This is a genomic window from Xanthomonas melonis (genome assembly GCF_020783655.1).
Lineage (GTDB): Bacteria > Pseudomonadota > Gammaproteobacteria > Xanthomonadales > Xanthomonadaceae > Xanthomonas > Xanthomonas melonis.
The window spans coordinates 220,739-237,886 of sequence record NZ_JAJGQH010000005.1; the positions used below are offsets into that span (position 1 = coordinate 220,739).

The 17,148-nt window shown below is 64.2% G+C and carries 15 protein-coding genes and 1 tRNA gene; 12 read left to right on the forward strand and 4 right to left on the reverse strand.

The window, feature by feature from the left end:
- Positions 1 to 386 precede the first annotated feature (386 nt).
- The 4 genes from pgaA to pgaD are packed head-to-tail and all read left to right on the forward strand — an operon-like array spanning position 387 to position 5,925.
- Positions 387 to 2,345 carry a poly-beta-1,6 N-acetyl-D-glucosamine export porin PgaA gene (gene pgaA / locus LL964_RS07050; protein WP_104586381.1) on the forward strand — a complete coding sequence of 653 codons (1,959 nt, stop codon included), beginning with the start codon at positions 387 to 389 and terminating at the stop codon, positions 2,343 to 2,345.
- Positions 2,327 to 4,225 carry a poly-beta-1,6-N-acetyl-D-glucosamine N-deacetylase PgaB gene (gene pgaB / locus LL964_RS07055; RefSeq protein WP_104586383.1) on the forward strand — a complete coding sequence of 633 codons (1,899 nt, stop codon included), beginning with the start codon at positions 2,327 to 2,329 and terminating at the stop codon, positions 4,223 to 4,225. Before pgaA ends, pgaB begins: the two co-directional genes overlap by 19 nt.
- A 3-nt stretch (positions 4,226 to 4,228) precedes the next feature.
- Positions 4,229 to 5,482, forward strand: coding sequence for a poly-beta-1,6-N-acetyl-D-glucosamine synthase (pgaC, locus tag LL964_RS07060; protein WP_104586385.1), 1,254 nt, complete (start codon positions 4,229 to 4,231; stop codon positions 5,480 to 5,482).
- Complete coding sequence (gene pgaD, locus LL964_RS07065; protein WP_104586387.1) at positions 5,479 to 5,925, forward strand: poly-beta-1,6-N-acetyl-D-glucosamine biosynthesis protein PgaD; 447 nt, start codon at positions 5,479 to 5,481, stop codon at positions 5,923 to 5,925. Before pgaC ends, pgaD begins: the two co-directional genes overlap by 4 nt.
- 575 nt (positions 5,926 to 6,500) lie before the next feature.
- Here pgaD and LL964_RS07070 read toward each other — a convergent pair.
- The 3 genes from LL964_RS07070 to LL964_RS07080 all read right to left on the reverse strand — a co-directional run bounded on the left by LL964_RS07070 (position 6,501) and on the right by LL964_RS07080 (position 8,400).
- Positions 6,501 to 6,992: a hypothetical protein gene (locus LL964_RS07070; protein ID WP_146092329.1), complete on the reverse strand. Its 492-nt coding sequence runs from the start codon at positions 6,990 to 6,992 to the stop codon at positions 6,501 to 6,503.
- The gene (locus tag LL964_RS07075) at positions 6,989 to 8,140 is read right to left on the reverse strand and encodes an AAA family ATPase (protein ID WP_104586391.1); all 1,152 of its coding nucleotides are present in this window, start codon (positions 8,138 to 8,140) and stop codon (positions 6,989 to 6,991) included. The genes LL964_RS07070 and LL964_RS07075 overlap by 4 nt, the downstream gene beginning before the upstream one ends.
- A gap of 183 nt (positions 8,141 to 8,323) precedes the next feature.
- Positions 8,324 to 8,400: transfer RNA gene (locus tag LL964_RS07080), tRNA-Arg, on the reverse strand.
- A gap of 134 nt (positions 8,401 to 8,534) precedes the next feature.
- Between LL964_RS07080 and amaB the strand changes: the two genes are divergently transcribed.
- The 8 genes from amaB (at position 8,535) to LL964_RS07120 (ending at position 16,795) form a co-directional block, all read left to right on the forward strand.
- Positions 8,535 to 10,067: an L-piperidine-6-carboxylate dehydrogenase gene (gene amaB / locus LL964_RS07085; protein WP_104586393.1), complete on the forward strand. Its 1,533-nt coding sequence runs from the start codon at positions 8,535 to 8,537 to the stop codon at positions 10,065 to 10,067.
- A 335-nt stretch (positions 10,068 to 10,402) separates the two neighbouring features.
- Complete coding sequence (locus LL964_RS07090; RefSeq protein ID WP_104586397.1) at positions 10,403 to 10,687, forward strand: DUF4190 domain-containing protein; 285 nt, start codon at positions 10,403 to 10,405, stop codon at positions 10,685 to 10,687.
- A complete protein-coding gene (locus tag LL964_RS07095; protein ID WP_104586494.1) occupies positions 10,684 to 11,457 on the forward strand; it encodes a class I SAM-dependent methyltransferase in 774 nt (257 codons plus the stop codon). The genes LL964_RS07090 and LL964_RS07095 overlap by 4 nt, the downstream gene beginning before the upstream one ends.
- 5 nt (positions 11,458 to 11,462) lie before the next feature.
- On the forward strand, positions 11,463 to 12,518 hold the full coding sequence (locus LL964_RS07100) for a quinone-dependent dihydroorotate dehydrogenase (RefSeq protein WP_104586399.1): 1,056 nt from the start codon (positions 11,463 to 11,465) through the stop codon (positions 12,516 to 12,518).
- Positions 12,515 to 13,567, forward strand: a complete 1,053-nt coding sequence (gene murB, locus LL964_RS07105) for a UDP-N-acetylmuramate dehydrogenase (RefSeq protein WP_104586401.1) — start codon at positions 12,515 to 12,517, stop codon at positions 13,565 to 13,567. The genes LL964_RS07100 and murB overlap by 4 nt, the downstream gene beginning before the upstream one ends.
- On the forward strand, positions 13,561 to 14,472 hold the full coding sequence (locus LL964_RS07110) for a DMT family transporter (RefSeq protein WP_104586403.1): 912 nt from the start codon (positions 13,561 to 13,563) through the stop codon (positions 14,470 to 14,472). Before murB ends, LL964_RS07110 begins: the two co-directional genes overlap by 7 nt.
- A 155-nt stretch (positions 14,473 to 14,627) precedes the next feature.
- Entirely contained in the window at positions 14,628 to 15,347 is a 720-nt protein-coding gene (locus LL964_RS07115; protein WP_104586405.1) for an aspartate/glutamate racemase family protein, read from the forward strand.
- 134 nt (positions 15,348 to 15,481) lie between these two features.
- Positions 15,482 to 16,795 carry an MFS transporter gene (locus LL964_RS07120; protein ID WP_104586407.1) on the forward strand — a complete coding sequence of 438 codons (1,314 nt, stop codon included), beginning with the start codon at positions 15,482 to 15,484 and terminating at the stop codon, positions 16,793 to 16,795.
- Positions 16,796 to 16,911: 116 nt separating this feature from the next.
- Here the strand turns inward: LL964_RS07120 and LL964_RS07125 are convergent, their stop codons facing one another.
- Positions 16,912 to 17,127: a cupin domain-containing protein gene (locus LL964_RS07125; RefSeq protein WP_228329399.1), complete on the reverse strand. Its 216-nt coding sequence runs from the start codon at positions 17,125 to 17,127 to the stop codon at positions 16,912 to 16,914.
- Between the last annotated feature and the right edge of the window lie 21 nt (positions 17,128 to 17,148).

Consider the following 17,148-nt stretch of genomic DNA (forward strand, 5'->3'; position numbering starts at 1 on the left):
TGTTCGGGAAAGCAGCTCTGGTATGTCCTTGCTGTGCCTCGCGCTCCGCAAACAGTCGACCAAAGCAATACCGGTTCCGCCCGTGCCTGGCTCCGACCGCCTTCATCGCAGGCATTCGCTAGCGGAATCAACCGATGAACATCGCACCAACGTTGTGACGACGTCGTTTTTACATGGGCATACGCAGTATCGCCGATCCTTATAGCCGGGATCGCTAGTGAACTTCTTCCGTTCTTTGCCTGCATTCCGTGCGGCTCGGTCGTCCTGACCGCCTAGGCGCACTCACCCCCCTGTTCGGCCTCGCATTGTTTGCCACCTGTGCGCCCCCCGCGCGCAGCGAAGAAGTGCGGCCCTCAGAGGTGACTGACGCCTCCGCCTTGACCCCCATGCAGCAGGCCGAGCGACTCCGTGGCCAGCAGCGCTATGCGGATGCACTAGCGATCTACGAGCGGGTGCTGCGTAAGGACCCGCGCGACAAGGGCGCCTACACGATGCGGGCATTCACGCTTAGCGACCTTGGCAGCGCGCAATTGGCCGCCGAAGCGGTCTGGCGTCATCCCGATTGGTTCTCGCAGCAGGAACGCGACCGTCTCGACAACGATCGCATCGCCCGCATGATCGGCTGGGCCAGTGCCGAACCGATCGATGCGGCGCACCGCTACGCGGAAACCGATCAGGCATTGGCCAACGTGGCGCGCATCGAACGCAGCGCACCGCCGCAGGTTGCCGGCGAGGCGACGCGGCTGCGCATCGATCGCCTGATCGCGCTCAATCAGCACCAGCGTCACCGCGATGTGGTGGCCGGGTACCAGGCGTTGCGCGCGCAGGGCATCGAGGTACCCACATACGTGCTGCCAACCGTCGGTGACTCGCTGATGGGGTTGCGCCGCCCTGCCGAAGCCGAAGCGGTGCTGCGTCAGGCCCTGCAGCACAACCCGGACGATTTCAATACGCAGGTCCTGCTGGGCTACGCCTTGCTCGAACAGGAGCGCTTCGATGCGGCAATGCCCGTGTTCGAACGCCTGGTCGCCACGCAGGCTCCCTGGCCGCGACGCGCTGGTGCCACCAGCGGTTACGAAAACTGGGACCGCTTCAGCGCCGACATCGCGCTTGCCACCGCGCGCTCCGCGGCCAACAACAATCGCAACGCGGAACGCCTGCTGCGCGAGCGCGTTTCCATCGGCCCGGACAATGCCGAGCTGCAGGCCGCGCTGGCGTCGATCCAGGCCCGACGCGGCCACACCACACAGGCACTGCAGCGCAATCGGATCGCACTGACGCTGGACCCGCACCAGAAACAGGCGCGCAGCGGCATGGTCGAAACCCAGCGCGATCTCGATCGGCTGGACCTGGCCGACGCACAGTTCCAGACCCTGCGCACCGAGTATCCCGATGATGTGGGTCTGCAACGGCTGGGCGCGTCGCTGCAACGCCAGCGCGGCTGGCAGGTGCACCTGAGCCAGTCCTGGGGTCGCAGCGACAACGACGAGCGCACCACGGCGGTGTCGCCGCTGGGCAATCATTTCGGCGGAACGCTGCTCGAAGCCGAATCGCCCTTGCTCGGCGAACGCTGGCGTGTCGGCCTGCGTGGCCGCGACAATTGGGCGGATTTCCAGGACACGCGGGTGCGCTATCGCAGCTTCTGGCTCGGCACGCATTACCGCTACGACCGCCTGGATTTCAGCGCCTACGGCGGCCGCGCGCTGGACGACTTCGACCGCGATGGCACCGCATGGGCACTGGATGCCGGTTGGCGCTTCTCCGATGCATGGTATGCCAGCGTTGCCTGGCGCACGCGCGATCCGGAGGCCTCGTTGCAGGCACGCCGCCGTGGCATCACCGCCGACAGCATCGGCGCCAGCGTGCGTTGGACCCCCAGCGACGAACGCCGCTGGGAGCTGCAGGCACAGCGATTACGCTACAGCGATGGCAACCGGCGCAATCAACTGGATCTCTCCGGCAGCCAGCGGCTGTGGGCCAATCCGTATCTGCTGCTCGACGGGCTGCTTGCAGCATCGGTGTCCGCCGCCGAGGACGACCGCGTTGGCGATTATTTCAATCCGCGTCGCAGCGCCGGTGTCACTGCCGGCATGCGTATCGAACAGATCGGCTGGCGCCGTTACGACTATGCCTTCCGGCAGCGGTTGGAAGTGACCGTCGGCCCGACCTATCAGTCGGATTTTGGTAGCCAGTGGGTGCCCGCGCTGGCCTACCGGCATTTGTGGTCGCTGGGCGATGGCAGCGCCCTGACGTATGGCGTCAGTTGGTCGCGACCGGTCTACGACGGCCGGCGCGAACAACAACTTGGACTGGACCTGGATTTCCGATGGGGAGGTACGCCTTGATCCGCCTGCCGCTGTTGCTGCTCGCGCTGCTGCTGATGAGCTTCGCTTCGTCGGCGCGGGCCGGCCTGCTGGTACTCAGCTACCACGATATCCGCGACGACGTCGCAGCCAAGGGCGACCCGGATCGCTATGCGGTGTCCACCAGCAACTTCGCTGCGCATCTGGATTGGCTGCGCTCGCATGCGTATCACCCGGTGAGCGTGCAACAGGTGCTGGATGCACGCGCCGGCCGGCGCCCACTGCCTTCGCGGCCGGTGTTGCTCACTTTCGACGATGGCCTGCGCAGCGTGTATACGCGGGTGTTTCCGCTGTTGCAGGCGTATGGATATCCGGCGCTGGTCGCACCGGTCACCAGTTGGGTCGAACTGCCTGCCGGCCAGGTGGTGCCCTATGGCCCGCGCGACTTCACCGGCGACGACTTCGTGACCTGGGCCCAACTGCGCGAGATGCAGGACAGTGGCCTGGTGGAAATCGGCTCGCACAGCGACGATCTGCACAAGGGCATCGCCGGTAATCCGTTCGGCAACCAGACGCCTGCCGCAGTGACGCGCCAATGGCATGCGGAAAGCGGCTACGAGAACGAAGCGGACTACCGCCAGCGGATCCAGACCGATCTGCGCCGCAGCCGCGACGCGATGGTGGCGCATCTTGGCAAACCGCCGCGCGCGATGGTGTGGCCGTACGCCGCCTACAACCGCGCCAGCAACGCCATCGCCGCGCAGCTGGGCATGACGCTCAGTTTCGACCTGGAAGGCCGCTTGCACGAAGCCGACATCGGCCAGCAGGGGCGCGACCGCGTGGACGGGCAGTCGCTCGCCAGCCTGGGCCGCCTGCTGCTGTTCAACAACCCCGACGTGCGCGATCTGGCCGGCGAACTGCGCCGAGACCTCTCGCGCGACGGCCTGCGCGCCATCCAGGTGGATCTGGACTACGTCTACGACCCGGATCCTGCACAGCTGGCGCGCAACCTCGACATCCTGGTCCAACGCATCAAGGACATCGGCCCCAGCCATGTGTTCCTGCAGGCCTTCGCCGATCCGGATGGCGACGGTGCGGCCGACGCGCTGTATTTCCCCAACCGGCATCTGCCGATGCGCGCGGACCTGTTCGGGCGGGTGGCCTGGCAGCTGCGCACCCGCGCCGGCGTGCGCGTATTCGCCTGGCTGCCGGTGCTGGGATTTCGTCTACCCGATGCACAGCAGCAGGCCAGCCTGCAGATTCGCGGCAACGACCCCAAAGACGTTCCGCGCCTGGATCCGGGCAACCTGCGCACGCGCACACTGGTGAGCGATATCTACGAAGACCTTGCGGCCAATGCGTATTTCGAAGGCCTGCTGTTCCACGACGATGCCTACCTGCGCGACGACGAGCTGCCCGCCTATGGCAATGGCGATCCGGCCCGGCGCACCCAGGCCCTGATCGGCTTCACCCAGCAGTTGAAGAACGCGGCTGAACGCTGGCGCCCGAAGCTGGTGACGGTGCGCAACCTGTTCGCACAGCCGGTGCTGGAACCGCACAGCGAAGCCTGGTTCGCGCAACGGCTGGACGCATTCGCCGCGGCATACGACTACACCGCCTTGATGGCCATGCCTTACATGGAGAAGGCCGACGATCCGCAATCCTGGCTGGCACAGCTGGTCAAACGCGTGGGTGAACATCCCGGTGGCTTCGACACCACCATCTTCGAACTGCAGACCGTGGATTGGCGCACCGGCAAGCCGCTGCCCGATGGCGTCCTGCTTGCGCATAGCCAGCTGCTGTTGGCAGCGGGCGCGCGTCACCTGGCGTACTACCCCGACGATTTCATTGGCGGCCATCCCTCCCTGCCCGAAGCGCGCGAAGCGATGTCCGCGCGCCAATTTCCCTATCTCGAGCGATGACCGATGACGTCCAGCCTGTTACTGGTCGCCCTGTTCAACTTTGCGTTCTACTACCCGATCGTCATGGCGTTCTTCTGGATGATCGGCGGCATCCATTACTACCTGCGGCGCGAACGCGGCACGCCCGGCCCGTCCCGGCCACCGTCGATGGCCAGCGAACCGTTCGTCACGCTGCTGATGCCCTGCTACAACGAGGCCAAACACGTCGCCGAAACCATCGCGGCGATGAGCGCACAGCAGTATCCCGACTACGAGATCATCGCGATCAACGATGGCAGCACCGACCGCACCGCCGAGGTGCTGGACGATCTGACCCATCAGCACCCGCGCCTGCGCGTGGTACACCTCGAACAGAACCACGGCAAGGCCAATGCCTTGCGCGTCGGCACCCTGGCCGCGCGCTCGGACTACCTGGTGTGCGTGGATGCCGATGCGATCCTCGATCCCAACGCGACGCGCTGGATGGTGGGCCATCTGATCGCCGGCCCACGCGTAGGCGGCGTGACCGGCAACCCACGCGTGCGCAACCGCACCACCTTGATGGGACGCATGCAGGTAGGCGAGTTCTCCGCCATCGTGGGGCTGATCAAGCGCGCGCAGCGTGTGTACGGCCGGCTGTTCACCGTTTCCGGCGTGATCTGCGCGTTTCGCCGTTCGGCCCTGCACCACGTCGGCTTCTGGTCGGACAACATGGTCACCGAAGACATCGACATTTCCTGGCGCCTGCAACTGGACGGCTGGGACATCCGCTATGAGCCCAACGCGTTGTGCTGGATCCTGATGCCGGAAACCTTCCGCGGGCTGTGGATGCAACGCCTGCGTTGGGCACGCGGCGGGGTGGAGGTGCTGCTCAGCCATGGCCGGCGCGCGCTCGCCTGGCGCAGCCGGCGCATGTGGGGCGTGCTGCTTGAGTACGGCCTGAGCCTGATCTGGGCTTACGTGATGCTGCTGATCGTCGTGCTGTGGGCGCTGGGCAAGTTCATCGCGCTGCCGCCCGCACTGTACGTGGACACCATCCTGCCGCGCTGGCACGGCCTGGTGCTGGCGGTGGTGTGCCTGCTGCAGTTCGGCACCAGCCTGCTGATCGAGCGCCGCTACGAAAAGGGCCTGGCACGCCAGTTCTTCTGGGTGATCTGGTACCCGGCCGCGTTCTGGGCGATCGGCATGTTCACCTCCGTGATCGCCCTCCCCCGCGCGCTCATCGCCAGACGCAATACGCGCGCTCGCTGGAAAAGTCCCGACCGAGGAATTCAATGACGCCACCCATCATCAACCTGCCGCAACGCCTCGGCCGCTCGCGCCGCCTCGCCTATGGCGCGGCCACCGCCGGCGCCTGGATGGTCTACTTCTATCTGTGGGCACCGTTGGCAACGCTGATCGCCTGGTTCTTCGGCCTGCGCAGCGCCTATATGGAGCTGTATCTCGAGCACAACGCCCTGGACCCGTTCGCGCTGGGCGCGCTGCCGGTGATCGCACTGATGAGCGCCATCACCACCGTCGGCTGGGCCGAATACAACCGCCTGCGCTTCGCCAACGCCGACAAACGCAAACGCCCCCGCACCGTCCCCGAGCCCAACGTGGACCGACGCCTGGGCGCCACCGCGCAACTCGGCCCGCTGCTCCGCCATAGCCGCATCTCGACGGTGTCGATGGACAAGTTCGCAAGGCCGGTGGGGGTCCGGGTGGTGCGGCATCGGTGAATGTGTTATCGACGAAGCTGGCGGGCCGACGATGTGCTCGAACACTCCGTAGTTTGACGTTATCGTAGGATGATATTGTGCTGATGAACACGCTCAGGACGCATACCCTGTGGTCCCCATTGGGGATCTAGGCAGGAAGCCAGCGCTCTGCAAGTGATCCCGCTAATGGCGAAGTAACTACCGCAGTTGTATTGCCTTGAACCCAAGCAATCCACTGGATACCATCTGTGATCGCTAAGAACTTGACGAAATCGTCGCCGACCGGACAAAATCAGGAAAAAACGGGGGTTCTCCTAAGCCGCTACGCCAGATCGGCATTACGCCATCTATCAGGCCCCTCATCATCTTCCAAAAACACAATGTTGGCTTGGTTCAGCGATATTCGGAGCGAACTGCTATCTGAGGCCACCTGATCGACTACGTCACACCTTCTGCGCCTACACAGCGCTGGGTGATGTGACTCTAAGGTGATAGTGGAAGCCTTAGCTGGTCATGCCCACTACGGCACCGAAGAGAAACACTGTGCGCATCCAACATCTGGCGGCGATGAAACCCCGGTGAGCATTTGAAAGCTTTCAGGCCTTTTCTGTGATATAGAACTTATGCTCGCGATCGAGAAATACTACATAGAAGGTATTGGTACAGAACCTTTGCTTGGTTTTAATGTGTTCAATCCCTTTTTTTTCAGTGGGAACAGCAAAACCAACAAGCCTTATTTTTTGCTCAAGCCTGAAGCGCCCCCATCGCACGTCATGAGGAACATTTTGGGGATGTTTAAACTCTGATCGCAGCGGGAAGTCATTGTAAAACGTGAGCAGCCGCAACCCCCCAGCCCTCTCGTTTTCCCAATCTGACAATGATCTTTCCGAATACATCTGAAGTTTCCGAAGCAGCTTACTGAGCCCCACTACACCCCAGTCGCCCCAATCCTGACCAGGTGAGTCAGGTACAAAGTAATGAAAATTGAATTTACATCTTGATGTGAGGCAATCATCCTTCGAAGCGAGCTCATTCCGGGGTAACTCCTGAAGGAACGCATCCTTACGCGCATTGCCAAACTTAGTCATACACGCGGCACCCCTCCGATCTTGCCAGCATCATAAATTGGCGCAACGGGACGATCATTCCTAACAAGATCGCCTGCAACCTCGTCGAGACGATAACCAAAGCTCTCATTGTCTCGCTTGCTTACAATGAGAGTTCTGTATTTCCCCGCTATATCCAGAACATCTGACTGGTGCGTCGTAAAAACAAGCTGAGCACAATGGGGATTAGACTGAGAACACGTAAAAAGCTGCAAGAGTTTCGGAACGATCTTTGGATGCAAGTGTAGATCTAGTTCGTCGGCGAGCAGGACCCCACCCGATCGAATGGCTTGCTTTATTTTTGAAAGCTTATGAACAAGCGCTCTTGTCCCACTGGACTCTGTATGCCAAGTGATTGCATTCTCAGGCGCACCGTGTACAAAAAATGGAACATAAGTCTTCTTGTCTTTCTCAGGATCAACAGGGTCTGGCTCTTTGAACTCATAAACAACAAACTGAGTTATTCCAGCATCCACTTCTTTCAGAAAACCTTCTACAAAATCCCGCCTATCCGGGTCGGCATATAGCTCTTTAGCGACATCTGAAAGTGAAGCCTTCTCATACAACAAACCCGAAAAAGCCACGTTTCCGTTAATGCTTGAAAAGAAATTAAAAACCCCATCCAATTCAGAAAAATCATACTGACGTGCCGTAGCTATCACCGAAACATTGCTACGTAGCTTCATGACCTTAAGGAGCGACCAATCAGCGATGTTTGAGACGATACGATCGCCCTCTCGCCTTAGGAGCGACGTTTTCTTTTTAACCTTCCGAAAAATCTCTTCGCTTACGACCGTCCTATCCGTCATAGCTGCTTCATAAATATAGCGAACGCCGCCGACCTCGAAGTCTACAAAAAATTCAGTAGGGTCCTCGGAGCGGAAATAAGAAGCTATAGGTATAGCAGCATTTGGCTTAGCACTGAAAGACTTTGTGGCAAACTCTCCAACAAACGACAGCGCCCGCAAAACCGTCGTTTTACCTGCTGCATTCGCGCCTTTAACGCACATTATTGTACTGACGGACAAGCCGTTCGATATCGTTTTTGGGCAATTAGCACCGAGCTCAAAAGAGACAGTTATCCCTTCGCGGAAGCCGTAGTAGTTGCTGAACCCGAATTCCCGCAGCATTAGCACATCTCAAACACGCCAAAACAGAGTATCAGTCAGATTTGACGGATGGTCAACTTTGGAAATGCGTGTGAAGGCGCGATACGGCAGCAGGCAAGTTCCGACTCAATCAAACAAGCGCCCAACGCAACTGAAGAAGTAAGTACAGCGGTTCGATCTAGCTAGCGCTCACCTGACTGATCTTGGTGACCCCGGCCCGATTCGAACGGGCGACCTTCCCCTTAGGAGGGGGACGCTCTATCCAGCTGAGCTACGGGGCCAAGGGCGGCATTGTCGCATGTTCAGCCAGCTTGCCAAGTCGGCCGGGGTGGGTGGAGCCTGCTAAAATCGCCGGCTACCCGTGTCGTGGGCCGGTCTCGCCGCCGCGCGACCGCCACCGTTTCCAGGAGATCCCATGTCCGCTGACCTGCTCAAGGCGCTCGACCTCGCCGCGTCCAATTCCGGCACCTATCTCGGCGAAGCGACCTGGTCGCAGGCCACCGGTGCTGGGGTGCTGCAGCCGCTCAATCCGACCACCAACGTGGTGATCGCCGATGTGCAGGCCACCACGCCGGACGACTACGAGCTGATCGTGGCGCGTGCGCAGGCCGCCTTCAAGGTGTGGCGTACCACGCCGGCGCCGCGTCGCGGCGAAGCGGTGCGTCTGTGTGGCGAAGCGCTGCGCGCGCACAAGGATGCCCTTGGTTCGCTGGTGGCGCTGGAGATGGGCAAGAGCAAGCCCGAAGGCGACGGCGAAGTGCAGGAGATGATCGATATCGCCGATTTCGCGGTGGGCCAGAGCCGCATGCTCTACGGCTACACCATGCATTCGGAGCGTCCCGGCCACCGCATGTACGAGCAGTACCAGCCGCTGGGGCTGGTGGGCATCATCAGTGCGTTCAATTTCCCGGTGGCGGTGTGGGCGTGGAATGCGTTCCTGGCAGCGATCTGCGGCGATATCTGCATCTGGAAGCCGTCCAACAAGACGCCGCTGACCGCGATCGCGACGATGAAGATCTGCAACGCGGCGCTCAAGGATGCCGGCTTCCCGGACATCTTCTTCCTGATCAACGATGCCGGCACCGCGCTGTCGGAGACGCTGGTCGACGACAAGCGCATTCCGCTGATCAGCTTCACCGGTTCGACCCAGATCGGCCGCGTGGTGGCCGAAAAAGTGGCCCGCCGGCTCGGCCGTTGCCTGCTGGAACTGGGCGGCAACAACGCCATCATCCTGGATGAAACCGCCGACCTGAAGCTGGCGATTCCCGGCATCGTGTTCGGCGCGGTCGGCACCGCGGGCCAGCGCTGCACCACCACCCGCCGCCTGATCGTGCACGAGTCCCGCTACGACACCGTGCTGGCCACGCTGATCAAGGCCTACAAGCAGCTCGACGGCAAGATCGGCGACCCCACCGACCCGGCCAACCTGATGGGTCCGCTCAACAGCCAGGGCGCGGTGGAGCAGTTCCTGGCCTCGATCGCCAAGGCCAAGGCAGCCGGCGGCACGGTGGAAATCGGCGGCACCGCCATCGACCGCCCCGGTAACTTCGTGCTGCCGGCGATCGTGACCGGGCTGCAGAACAGCGACGCGGTGGTGCAGCACGAAACCTTCGCGCCGATCCTGTACGTGATGAAGTACAGCACGCTGGACGAGGCGATCGAGTTGCAGAACGGCGTGCCGCAAGGCCTGTCGTCGTCGATCTTCACCCAGAACCTGAAAGCAGCCGAGAAGTTTCTGTCGGCGGCGGGCAGCGATTGCGGCATCGCCAACGTCAACATCGGCACCTCCGGTGCGGAAATCGGTGGTGCGTTCGGTGGCGAGAAGGAAACCGGCGGTGGCCGCGAATCCGGTTCGGACGCGTGGAAGGTTTACATGCGCCGCCAGACCAACACCATCAACTACTCCGATTCGCTGCCGCTGGCCCAGGGCATCAAGTTCGATCTCTGATGCCAGGCCCTCGCGCCGGACACTGCTCCGGCGCGTTGGGACACCCCCGCGGCGTGCAAAGAGGCAGCTCTTGCTGCATGCAGGGCGTGTGATCCGGCTGGACCCGGCAGTCTTGAACGCATGCCTGCACCCAGCCGTTCGCTCCTGCCCGGCCATGCCGCCGACGCATCCCGCGCGCGTTCGATGCGTTGTCGCAGCTTGCCCCGGCTCCGCTGGCCCCGCTCGAAGCCGGCCATACCGCACGGTTCGCCTCAACCGGCACGCCTTTTGGGCGGCCGCTCTGGGATAATCGTGCCACGCCAGCCGCCGGCTGCCGGCCCCTCAAGGAGTTCATGATGAACGTTGTCGTTCGACAGACCAGCGCCATGGCCATCGTCAGCCTGGTGGCCGGCATTCTCGGCTGGACGTTGATTCCGTTCCTCGGCAGCGTCTGCGCCATCATCACGGGGCACATGGCGCGCGCGGAAATCCGCCGCAATCCGCAGGGGCTGGACGGCGACGGGCTGGCGATCGGCGGCCTGATCCTGGGCTGGCTGGCCCTGGCACTGTGGGTGTTGGGCGTTGCCGTTTTCGTCCTGTTCTTCGGTGGCATGGCGTGGCTGGCGGCCGCCAACAGTTGAGTACGGCCGCGCCCTCCTCGGCACAGCGCTTCAACGACCGGGTGGCGGCGTATGTTCGCTACCGGCCGAGTTATCCGCCGCAGCTGCTGCTCTGGCTACACGACGAATTGGGCGTCACCCCTGCTCTGCCGGTGGCCGATATCGGCGCCGGCACCGGCATCTCCAGCCGCCTGTTCCTGGAAGCCGGCTACGCAGTCACCGCGGTGGAACCGAACCCGGCCATGCGCGCGGCCGCGCAGCAATGGCTGGCGGAATTTCCCCGGTTCCAGGCGATCGACGGTACCGCCGAGGCGACCGGGCTGGCCGATGCCAGCGTGGGCCTGGTGTCGGCAGCGCAGGCCTTCCACTGGTTCGACATGCAGGCGGTGCGCAGCGAGTGGGCCCGCATCCTGCAGCCCGGTGGCCTGGCGGTGGTGTACTGGAACTCGCGCGAACTGGAGAGCACCGCCTTCCTGCGCGGCTACGAACAACTGTTGCTGGACTACGGCACCGACTATTCGGCGGTGGCCGAACGCTATCAGGACGATGCCACCATGCAGGCCTGGTTCGGCGGTGGGTTCCGGGCGATGGCGCGTTTTCCGAACGTGCAGCGGCTGGATTTCGACGCCTTGCGTGGCCGGCTGCTGTCCTCTTCGTATGCGCCGCTGGCGCACGATGCGCGGCATGCGCCGATGCTGGCCGCGCTACGCGCCCTGTTCGATGCGTACGCGCACGACGGGGTGATCGACTTCCATTACCAGACCCGCATCTTCGCCGGGAGTTTGAACTGACCCGCATGTATTCGCTTGCCCGCCCCCTGCTGTTTTCCCTGGATGCCGAACGCGCCCACGCGCTGGCATTGCGCTCGATCGAGACCGCCTACCGCGCCGGCACCATCGCGCTGCTGGCCAGGCGCCCGGTGCCGCTGCCCACGCCCGCCTTCGGGCTGATGTTTCCCAATCCGGTCGGGCTCGGCGCCGGGCTGGACAAGAATGGCGAACATATCGACGCGCTGATGGCGCTGGGCTTTGGCTTCGTCGAGATCGGCACAGTGACCCCGCGCGCGCAGGAGGGCAATCCGAAGCCACGCATGTTCCGCCTGCCCGAGTATCAGGCGGTGATCAACCGCATGGGCTTCAACAATCTGGGTGTGGATGCGCTGGTGGCCAATGTGCAGCGTGCGCGCCGGCGCGACGGCCTGCTCGGCATCAACATCGGCAAGAACAAGGACACCCCCAACGAAGAGGCCACAGGCGATTACCGCTACTGCATGGAGCGGGTGTACCCCCTGGCCGACTACATCACCGTCAACATCTCCTCGCCCAATACCGCCGGACTGCGCGAGCTACAGGAAGAACAGGCGCTGCGGCGCCTGATCGCCGAGCTGCGCGAAACCCAGGAAGCGCTGGGCGCGCAACATGGCAAGCGCGTGCCGATGCTGGTGAAGGTGGCGCCGGACCTCAACGACCGCGACATCGATGCGGCCGCGCGCGTATTGGCCGATCTGGCCGTGGACGGCGTGATCGCCACCAACACCACGGTCACGCGCACGCTGGTGGCCAATCACCCGCTGGCCGCCGAGGCCGGTGGTCTGTCCGGCGCACCGCTGCTGGGGCAGTCCACCCTGGTGCTGCGCCGCCTGCGCGCGCGCCTGCCCGAAGCGATTCCGCTGATCGGCGTGGGCGGCATCACCTCCGGCGCCGATGCGGTGGCGAAAATGGCCGCTGGCGCGAGTCTGGTGCAGTGCTATAGCGGCCTGGTGTATCGCGGGCCACCGCTGATCGGCGAATGCGTGGATGCGATCCGCCGCCGCCGCGAGGCACCCAGCGGTGGAGCGGTGTCGCCGCTATGAGCGAGGCCGTGCAACCGGGCTGGCGCCTGAGCGAACACGCCTCGCTGCGTGAATTGAACACGTTTCATGTGGAGGCCACCGCACGCTGGCTGCTGCGCATCGACACGCCCGGGGCCTTGCCGCAGGCGCTGGCAGCGCCGCAGATCGCGGGCGAACCGCTGCTGGTGCTGGGCAGCGGCAGCAACGTGCTGCTGGCCGGCGACCCGCCGGGTTGCGTGCTGTGTTTCGACAACCGCGACATCGCGATCATTGCGCACCATGCCGACCACGCCATCGTGCGTGCCGGTGCCGGCGCGAACTGGCATGCGCTGGTGCTGTATTCGCTGCAGCAGGGCCTGTCGGGCCTGGAGAATCTGGCGCTGATCCCCGGTACCGTGGGCGCCAGCCCGATCCAGAACATCGGCGCATACGGTGCGCAGGTGGGCGAGTTCATCCACGCGGTGGAGGCCTTCGATCGGCAGAGCCAGCAGTTCGTGCGACTGGCTGCAGACGACTGCGCATTCGGCTACCGCGACAGCGTGTTCAAGCAGCAGCCCGAGCGTTACCTGATCGTGGCGGTGGAGTTCAACCTGCCGCTGCTGCACGAACTACGGCTGGACTACGCGGGCATCCGCGAGGAACTGGCCAGCATGGGGGCCGAGCTGGCCGGTGCGGCCGAGGTGGCGCAGGCGGTGATCAACATCCGCCGGCGCAAGCTGCCGGATCCGGATGTGCTGGGCAATGCCGGCAGTTTCTTCAAGAACCCATTGCTGCCGAGCGAGCAGATCGCCGCCTTGCAGGCCAGCTTCGCCGAGCTGCCGGTGTACCCAGGCGAGCACGCCGGCCAGGGCAAGTTGTCGGCGGCGTGGTTGATCGAGCAATGCGGCTGGAAGGGGCGGCGCGAAGGCGATGCCGGCGTGTCGCCCGATCACGCGCTGGTGCTGGTCAACTACGGCACTGCCAGCGGCGCGCAGCTGCTGGATTTCGCGCGGCGCATCGCCGAATCGGTGCGCGAGCGCTACTCGGTGATCCTGGAGCCGGAGCCGCGCATCATCGGAGCGCATTGGTGACGGCAGCGCCGGCGCCGATACGCGCCGCCATCTGGATGCTGATCAGCACGCTCGCCTTCGGGCTGATGGCCATCAGCATCCGCCTGGCGTCCGCGCACATCCCCACCACCGAGATCGCGTTCTTCCGCAATGCCTTCGGCTTGCTGGCACTGTTGCCATTGATCGTGCGTCCGGGCAAGCCGCTGCCGCGCACACGCCAGCTGCCGCAATACTTCGCCCGCACCCTGATCGGCCTGGCCTCGATGCTGTGCGGATTCTGGGCGATCGGGCATCTGCCGTTGTCGCAGGCCATCTCGCTGTCCTACTCCACCCCTTTGTTCGTCACCGTGCTGGCAGTGGTGTGGCTGCAGGAACAAGTGCGCATGCGGCGCTGGCTGGCGGTGGCGGCGGGCTTCATCGGTGTGCTGGTGATCCTGCGACCGGGCTCGTCCACCTTCAGCCCGGGCCTGCTGGTGGCGCTGCTGGCGGCAGTGATCAGCGCCATCGTCGCGATCCAGATCAAGCAGCTCTCGCGCAGCGACGATTCGGATACGGTGGTGTTCTACACCTACGTGTTCTGGGTGCCGATGTCGCTGCTGCCCGCGCTGTTCCAGTGGAGCTGGCCGCAGGGCATCGACTGGCTGTGGCTGCTGGCCACCGGCATCTTCGGCACCGCCGGGCAGTTGTTCTGGACGCGCGCGCTCAAGCTGGGCGAAGTCTCGGCATTGCAGCCGATCAGCTTCATGCAGCTGCCGCTGGTGGCGCTGTTGGGATGGTGGCTGTTCGGCGAGGCGATCGAACGCCATACCCTGATCGGTGCGGCCATCATCATCGGCGCCAACGTCTACATCGCCCACCGCGAAGCCGTGCTGGCGCGCCGTGCCGCCACCCATGCGCCGGTGGAAGGCGCCAAACCGGGCGAGTAGGCGCGGCCGACCATCCTGCTGCGCAGTCGCCCGACCGGCGCGGCAGGTACCCGGAATTCTCTTAGCACCCGTACACTCCCGGGTCTGGATGCGTCGTCCACGCCCTACCCGGCAACGCTTCGCAACGTTGTGTTCGCCACTCCAGGGCCTACGGCATGCCACCCGCACCCACCGCGTTGAAACCCGTCAAGACGCTTGGCCTGATCGGCGGCATGAGCTGGGAATCCACCCAGACCTATTACCGGCTGATCAATCAGGCGGTGCGGCGCGACTGTGGCGGTCTGCATTCGGCCAGGCTGGTGCTGTACAGCGTGGATTTTCAGACCATCGAACGACTGCAACAGGCCGGCGACTGGGACGCGGCCGGCGATGCCATGGCGGACGCTGCGCGTGCACTGCAGGCGGCCGGTGCCGAGCTGCTGGTGCTGTGCACCAACACCATGCACTGCGTGGCCGATGCCATCACCGCGGCCACGTCGGTGCCGCTGTTGCATATCGCCGACGCCACCGCCGATGCGCTGAATGCCGCAGGCATCACCCGCGTCGGGCTATTGGGAACGCGCTTCACCATGGAGCAGCCGTTCTACCGCCTGCGCCTGCAAGCACGCGGCCTGCAGGTACTGGTCCCGCCGGAGGCGGCACGCGCGCAGCTGCACCGGGTGATCCACGAAGAATTGTGCCAGGGCGTGATCCAGGCATCCTCGCGCCTGCTGTTCCGCCAGATCATGGCCGGCCTGGTCGCCGATGGCGCGCAGGCCATCGTGCTGGGCTGCACCGAGATCGCGCTGCTGGTGGACGCCAGCGACGCCCATGTACCGTTGTTCGATACCACCGCCCTGCATGCCGAAGCGGCAGCGCGGGCCAGCCTGGGCTGAGCGCGGCGGCCGGTTCGTATTTGCGCACACGCCGGCAAGTACGCCGCGCCGTACCGCCAGCAGGGCCGCGCTAGCATGGCGGCACATCGACGCGCGGCGTTGCGCGCGTCCCACGCCTACAAGGATGCCTGCCAGTGACCACTGACTCGCTCTCGCCCGCCGCCCCCAGGCCCCTGCGCGCGAGCGACTACAAGACCCTGGCGTTGTCGGCACTGGGCGGGGCACTGGAACTGTATGACTTCATCATCTTCATCTTCTTCGCCGCCGTGCTGGGCCAGCTGTTCTTCCCGCCCGGCATTCCAGAGTGGATGCGGCAGCTGCAGACCTTTGGCATCTTTGCGGCCGGCTACCTGGTGCGGCCGCTCGGCGGCATGGTGATGGCCCATTTCGGCGACCTGGTCGGCCGCAAACGCATGTTCGCCTTGAGCCTGTTGCTGATGGCACTGCCCACGCTGTGCATCGGCCTGTTGCCGACCTACGCGCAGATCGGCATGGCAGCGCCGCTCTTGCTGCTGGCCGCGTGCCTGTTGCAGGGCGCCGCGATCGGCGGCGAAGTGCCCAGCGCCTGGGTCTTCGTGGCCGAGCATGTGCCATCACATCGCACCGGGCTGGCCTGCGGCACGCTGACTGCCGGCCTGGCTGGTGGCGTGCTGCTTGGCTCACTGGGCGCCGGCGCGCTCAACCGCTACTTCACCACTGCCGAGATCGCCGACTACGCTTGGCGCCTGCCGTTCCTCGCCGGCGGGGTGTTCGGGCTGATATCGGTCTATCTGCGGCGCTGGCTGCACGAAACGCCGGTGTTTGCAGAGCTGGTCGCCATGCGCGCGCTCGCACGCGAGACCCCGCTCAAGCTGGTGCTGCGCGATCATCGGCGCGGCGTACTGCGGTCACTGGCACTGACCTGGATGGTGGCCGGCGGCGTGCTGGTGGTGTCGTTGATGACGCCCGGCCTGTTGCAGAGCAGCTATCACTACCCGGCGGCGGTGGCGCTGCAGGCCAACAGCCTGGCGATCGTGCTGCAGGCGCTGGGTTCGGTGGTGGCCGGTACGTTGGCCGACCGCCATGGCAACGGACGCGTGCTGCTCATCGGCAGCCTGTTGCTCGGTGTAGCGGCGTGGCTGTTCTATCGCCTGGCCGGCGATCCGCAGCTGGTGTTTCCGCTGTACGCGCTACTGGGCGCGGCACTGGGCATCCTGGGCGTGATCCCGCGCATCATGGTCGAGATGTTCCCGCCGGCGGTGCGCCTGTCCGGCGTGTCGTTCGCCTACAACCTGGGCTATGCCGTCTTCGGCGGGCTGACGCCGCTGCTGGTGGTGATGCTGGTCAAGCAGCACCCGATGGGCGCGGGCTATTACGTGATGCTGCTCGCGCTGATCGGCAGCGTGACCGGCCTGCAGCTGCTGCGCCATGCCCCCGCAAAGAATCACTCCCTGCGGGGCCAGGCATAGCGCTCATCGCAGCATCCACGCGGACACTGCAGTCCGAGGCAGCCGCTCGACACTGCAATTCCAGCGCTGCTGCATGACCGCCCATGCCCCGCCGTCATCCATGCAGGTGATCCAGCTCAGGCAGCACCACCGCTGGCTGCGCCCCCATTGTTGTAAGACTGATGCGGCATGCCGGCCGGGATGTAGAGAAAGTCACCGGGTGCGACCACCGCGTGATGTTCTAGTGCCGCGCCGTACCAGACCTTGGACGTGCCGGTCAGCGCATGGATGGCTGTTCGTGCGCCGCATGCAGGTGTGGACTGCACGAGATCCAGGCAGACATCGATGGGCATGCAATGCGCCCATCCATCTGC

Bases quoted from the DNA above. Each gene is read 5' to 3' on its own strand.
- LL964_RS07115 (WP_104586405.1), top strand. From the start codon at position 14,628: ATGCCACCCGCACCCACCGCGTTGAAACCCGTCAAGACGCTTGGCCTG.
- pgaC (WP_104586385.1), top strand. From the start codon at position 4,229: ATGACGTCCAGCCTGTTACTGGTCGCCCTGTTCAACTTTGCGTTCTAC.
- LL964_RS07090 (WP_104586397.1), top strand. From the start codon at position 10,403: ATGAACGTTGTCGTTCGACAGACCAGCGCCATGGCCATCGTCAGCCTG.
- pgaB (WP_104586383.1), top strand. From the start codon at position 2,327: ATGGGGAGGTACGCCTTGATCCGCCTGCCGCTGTTGCTGCTCGCGCTG.
- murB (WP_104586401.1), top strand. From the start codon at position 12,515: ATGAGCGAGGCCGTGCAACCGGGCTGGCGCCTGAGCGAACACGCCTCG.
- LL964_RS07070 (WP_146092329.1), bottom strand. From the start codon at position 6,992: ATGACTAAGTTTGGCAATGCGCGTAAGGATGCGTTCCTTCAGGAGTTA.
- pgaD (WP_104586387.1), top strand. From the start codon at position 5,479: ATGACGCCACCCATCATCAACCTGCCGCAACGCCTCGGCCGCTCGCGC.
- LL964_RS07100 (WP_104586399.1), top strand. From the start codon at position 11,463: ATGTATTCGCTTGCCCGCCCCCTGCTGTTTTCCCTGGATGCCGAACGC.
- pgaA (WP_104586381.1), top strand. From the start codon at position 387: ATGCAGCAGGCCGAGCGACTCCGTGGCCAGCAGCGCTATGCGGATGCA.
- LL964_RS07075 (WP_104586391.1), bottom strand. From the start codon at position 8,140: ATGCTGCGGGAATTCGGGTTCAGCAACTACTACGGCTTCCGCGAAGGG.
- amaB (WP_104586393.1), top strand. From the start codon at position 8,535: ATGTCCGCTGACCTGCTCAAGGCGCTCGACCTCGCCGCGTCCAATTCC.
- LL964_RS07125 (WP_228329399.1), bottom strand. From the start codon at position 17,127: ATGCCCATCGATGTCTGCCTGGATCTCGTGCAGTCCACACCTGCATGC.